Source organism: Microcystis sp. LEGE 08355 (assembly GCF_015207185.1).
GTDB lineage: Bacteria > Cyanobacteriota > Cyanobacteriia > Cyanobacteriales > Microcystaceae > Microcystis > Microcystis panniformis.
Map to the genome: position 1 here is coordinate 1 of NZ_JADEXI010000336.1, position 5,137 is coordinate 5,137.

At 41.3% G+C, this 5,137-nt stretch carries 4 protein-coding genes; all 4 read right to left on the bottom strand.

The window, feature by feature from the left end:
- Window positions 1-11 precede the first annotated feature (11 nt).
- A complete protein-coding gene (hpsO, locus tag IQ242_RS16215) occupies window positions 12-1,181 on the bottom strand; it encodes a hormogonium polysaccharide biosynthesis glycosyltransferase HpsO (RefSeq protein ID WP_193960666.1) in 1,170 nt (389 codons plus the stop codon).
- Window positions 1,178-2,173, bottom strand: a complete 996-nt coding sequence (gene hpsN, locus IQ242_RS16220) for a hormogonium polysaccharide biosynthesis glycosyltransferase HpsN (RefSeq protein WP_193960667.1) — start codon at window positions 2,171-2,173, stop codon at window positions 1,178-1,180. Before hpsN ends, hpsO begins: the two co-directional genes overlap by 4 nt.
- 402 nt (window positions 2,174-2,575) lie before the next feature.
- Window positions 2,576-4,303 (bottom strand): hormogonium polysaccharide biosynthesis protein HpsL, encoded by a 1,728-nt coding sequence (gene hpsL, locus IQ242_RS16225; protein ID WP_193960668.1) that lies wholly within the window; start codon window positions 4,301-4,303, stop codon window positions 2,576-2,578.
- Between the two features lie 58 nt (window positions 4,304-4,361).
- The coding region (locus tag IQ242_RS16230) for an RRXRR domain-containing protein (RefSeq protein WP_193960669.1) at window positions 4,362-5,137 on the bottom strand (776 nt) is incomplete at its 5' end.

Genomic DNA, 5,137 nt, shown 5'->3' on the forward strand with positions numbered 1-5,137 from the left:
CCCCACTTCCATCACCGAGGGAGTAATTGTTGATAGAAATCCAATTGTTTTTGAGCGAGGGCTTTATTAGTATAATTGGTCATTACTCTCTGATAACCCCTCTGGCCTAATTCTTGAGCGAAGCTGGGATTATCTAAGAGAGTTTGTATAGATTTAGCCAGCGCATCCCCATCTTTTTCGGGAAAAATTAACCCCGTATCAGCAATAACAAAGGGAATTTCTCCCGAATCAGAACCAATAACAGGAACCTGACAGGCCATGGCTTCAATTAAGACATGACCGAATTGTTCTTTCCAACCGACGGCAGTTAAGGTTTTGACCTGATAGGTGATTTCTGAAGGCAAAACTAAAGTGTTCATCAGGTTAATATAATTAACTACTTGATCGTGGGGAACACTTTCCACCATCATCAAGCGATCGCTTATTGCTGCCGCTGTAGCTTCGCTGACTATTTTATCTTTCAGGATTCCCCGACCTAACAGTAATAATTTCCACTTACCTGTTAATTTAGCTACAGCTTTAATCAGCGTTAGAATGCCTTTCTCTTCCACAAAACGACCGATAAAACCAATCACGAATTCATCGTTTTCAATGCCTAAAGATCGGGCTAAATCGGGTTGCTTGCCTGGGGAAAAAAGAACTTCATCCACTCCTAATTGCGGTAAAACGGTGTATTTACCCCTGTAACCCCGTTCTTTTAAAACATCTACTCCGTCCTGATTACCAGCGATTAAACCATTGGTATTTTTCAGGTTATAAGCTTCTAACCAAGAGATGGGAAATTTAGGAGTATAGGGAAGATTCCACCAAGTAAAAAATACATTTTTAGCCCGGAGATTTAAGAGACGATTCAGAGTGATAAATTGGGCATAAGCGAGAGATTTAGAACCCTGTTCCACTTGAATAACATCGGGTCTAAATTTTTGCAATAAAGAAATTATATCAGTGCCAAAAGTTAATAAAGCTTGGTTATTTTGGCTAAAATTAGAGATAGGAATGACTCGGAAATTATCAGCTATTTTCGGTTGACTTTCAATGATTTTATTTTGGACTCCTCCCGGTTGCCAACGTTGGGGAACAACAATAGTAACTTCAATATCGGGATTTAATCTTGTCAGAGAGCGCAGTTTCTCACAGTTGAGATCAACGACATAGGTATGACTAGCGACTAAAATTCTCATAGATTATCTAGTTTTGTATAAATTTGGCCATCATTCCAGAGGGACTTAACTTGAGTTTTCAGAGCATCCAGAAGACCCAAACTATAAAAAATTCCCCTAGAAAGGATTTTAATCGGGGAACCACCTTTATTACAGGGAGGATTGCCAAGAACGTGACAATCAAATAATTTAGCATAGAGTCGCAATTGTTGAGCGGGAGTGAGATTTTTCAAGGCCATCAGAAAGTGATTATGATAAAAAGTCGTCTGATAACTCAGAGAACGAGTGCTAATATCATGACAGCCGCCGGTTTCTTCGCCTAAATGAACCAGATAAGCGGTGGGATCATACCAGACATGATAGGGAGTCTGGCGTAACCTTAAGCAAAAATCCGATTCCTCGCGCACGGCACTGCCACGAAAGCGTTCATCGAACCAAATGCCGTATTTCGTAAATATATCCTTCCGGAAAGACATATTACAGCCCCGGGCCGAGATTACCTGCTGGGGTTTAGTGGTGTGGACAAGATCGATGTAATACCAAGCAATGCCCGGATCCATCGCTTGGGGGGGTAAAAAGTCGATTTCGTAGGGTTTGCCGGTATCTGTCACCATTTTTTGGGAGTCACCCAATTTCATGCGATCAAATACCCGACCAGCCACTACACCTATCTCAGGGTTCTTGACAAAATTCTCACTATGTGCTTTGAGATAATTATCCGGTAGCCGCACATCATCATCAATAAAAAGAACGATATCGCCCTGGGCGCGACGGACTCCATAATTTCTGGCACCGGGTAAACTCGCCCAATCTAGCCGATACCAGCTAATTTTGTGCTGATTAGCCAGATTTTCTAGATAGGATTGTATTTCGTGGCTATGGGTAGCGGTTTGGTCGATAACTAATACCTCAAAATTGGGGTAATCTTGTTTGAGCAGGTCATCGAGAGTATCTTTAAGAGGCTCTTCGCGTCGATAGGTGGGTATGATGACAGAAATCGAGGGAAAATTCATAGCAGTAAACAGTAATCAGTAAACAGTAATCAGTAATCAGTAATCAGTAATCAGTAATCAGTAAACAGTAATCAGTAAAAAGACAGTAGAAAACTTCTAAGTAGTCGTGCAAAATTAATTTCCTAGTCGAGACTCCGAGACTCCGAGACTCCGAGACTCCGAGACTCCGAGACTCCGAGACTCCGAGACTCCGAGACTCCGATACAGCTATTAGGGATCGTATTTGAGTTTTCAGTTCACTGTTTACTCACAGCAAAAGGCTGACGGCTGAGAGCTTAGATGTGTAATTAATTTTGTTTAGGTACTTATTTAATACCGCACACTTAAAAACTCAAATCTGATAACTGATAACTGATAACTGATAACTGATAACTGATAACTGAAATCTCCAGCACCCATATTTCAGGCTAAAGAAATACCCTTGCGTTTAAATTTTAAGCTCTTTTTGGAGGATTTTGTTTCAGTTTCCCCCGCCAGAATTTTGGCTTCTTTTTCCTGTTTTTCGATCGCGGGTAATCTAAAAATTACGCCCGCAAATATCCAGTAATAAACGCCCACAGGATCCGTATCGAGGGCATACCAATAGGGAACATAGGCAACAAAGAGCAGCAAAACCCAATAACTACCGGCAAAACCTCGCAGAGTCGGATCTTTGAGGGAACGATAGGTGCGGAATGTCAGATAAACTAGATGGGTCATGAATATCATGTACAAGGTAAAACCAATGTATCCCAACTCGAATAAAACTTTAGTGTGATAGGTTTCCACAAAGGAAATATCACCGAAAACCCTAGCAGCAGCAGTGGCTACACCAAGTCCACGACCTAAAATACCGCCCTGATTACGGATAGCAAAATCCAACTGTTCTTGAAGAAAAGCGGTGGGGGGAGCTTGTTGCCAACGGCCGATGGCACTATCGTAGCGTTGTTGGACAAAATCGGGGTTAAGGAAAGAAAAACCGATAGCTAGAAGTAAAGCGGCGGCAAAAATGATCGGCAAAAATCTTTTTAAGTTAGCGATTTGTCCCGTAAGAATCGTCATCAGACCAATAATCATCGGTACAGCAAAGAAAGCTACTCTTTGCCCGGAGATCACTGCATTAATAAAAACTAGGGTTAAACCCACTAGGGCTGCTAGTCGCCATTTTTGGGAAATTTCACTAAAGGCACTGGCATAACAAATTACGGCACTAGAGACCAAAAACCAAGCCCAGTGCCAGGGGGAAACAAAGGTACCCGGTAAACGTATCATATTCACTTCTGGACTATAGACTAATCCTCCGCCGACCAAGCACCTGGCCTCTAAGGTGGCTTTGAATAGTGCCCCAGCTACAAAGCCTCTAGTTCCTACACAACGACCGGTTTTCAGCATCCAGTATTGCATTAACCCTAGAACACAACAAATAATCGCTAAAGTCACTAAAAGACGACTAAAAAATAATAGGGTCGGTTTGTCTTTGATCAAGTAATAAGTGCAGAAGATCAAGGGGACATAACCCAGCAAAACTTTAAATCCTAATATTCCTTGCAGAAAAGTCTCACTTTCCCGACAGGGAATCCCGCGCAAGCGACCATCCCTAAATATACTCATCCCAGCCACGGAATCGCAAGTAGGCAGAAATTGTCTCTGTAAATTGACGGCTAATAGACAGACTACACAGAAAACAAAGATTAATAATAGGGTTGTACCTAATTGTTTCGGGACAATAATCGGTAATTGCTTTTTTCGACATTCTAAAACTAAGGCGATTAAAGCGGGTAGATAAAAGATATCTTTACTGATTTGTAGGATTGGATTACCTCCCGACCAATAGATAATAGTGCCAGTGAAGGGGACATAGATAATAAATGCCCAAAGTGCCATGCGAGGATAGCTAAAGGAGAAAACTCCTAAAATTAAGGCTAAACTTACTGCAGCTCCTATCGTGGCATCAAATAATAAGCTGAGGGGTAATCCGAGCAAAATTGCTACACAAATAGCAAAAATAATCAACCCCGTTAACTTTTGTTTCCTTTGCCTTTCTTCTTTTTTGAGGGCAAGTTTCTCTTTGATGTTAAGCGGGGGACTATCAGCTTTTGTTTGGCCTTGTTTATTCTTTTTTTTCTGGCGATCAATACTTAGTCCGGTCATCGAAAAATTGGGTCTGAAACCCGCCCTTTAGCGATAGCGGAGGGCGGCTTTATATGAGTTAGTGAGAAACAATTAAACCGTTAGAACGACGAATTAACTGAATCTTACTAACAGCTATCTGTCCCAATCGTTGACCATTGGTATCGCTTACAGATAGCTTTTTTTCGGTATCTCCACTAACATAACCAATTCCTTTGGGAGAAGAAACTAAATCTCCTTTACGGAACCCATGTCCTGTGGTAGAGCCACCATATTTACGTCGTTTACCACCTTTAGAAAAAACCATCAGGTGAAGTTGACGACGACTAATAGGAGGACGTTTGATGACAGCGAAAGGAGCGTTCGTTACTTTAACATAACCCTTCCAATCATATCCATGACCATTATAATTGTGAAATTGCCAATAATCTAAAAATTGAAAACAGGCAAGAGCAATGCCATAGTTAGCATGGCTTTCGGGTGATTGTTCTGCTTTATTTTTGGACTTTTCTAGTCCCAAATGTTTTCTGAGATTAGAGGTTTGCCAACCAAAGCGAGTATGGACTGTTGCCAATTGAGATAGTTGCTCAATAGCCCATTTCTGTCCGACCATAACCGACGAGAAACCTTTTCCAGACTTAGCTCCTTTTCTACCGGAAGTTAGATCAATATCGGCTTTGATGTACTCAAAGTAAATATCGGTAATTGGATAGATTTTGGTTAGTTCGGAAACGACTCGAAGTTCAAGTTGACGATTAGCTCTGATTGAGGGAGCTAATTTTCCTTGTTTTCTATTTGAAAATCGTTTTTGTCGATGCGCTCTTAGATTAAAAGGAAGTTGGCGGTTAATCCGTC

Excerpts from the sequence above, each read along its gene's own strand:
- hpsO (WP_193960666.1), bottom strand. The coding sequence starts at position 1,181 with ATGAGAATTTTAGTCGCTAGTCATACCTATGTCGTTGATCTCAACTGT.
- hpsN (WP_193960667.1), bottom strand. The coding sequence starts at position 2,173 with ATGAATTTTCCCTCGATTTCTGTCATCATACCCACCTATCGACGCGAA.
- hpsL (WP_193960668.1), bottom strand. The coding sequence starts at position 4,303 with ATGACCGGACTAAGTATTGATCGCCAGAAAAAAAAGAATAAACAAGGC.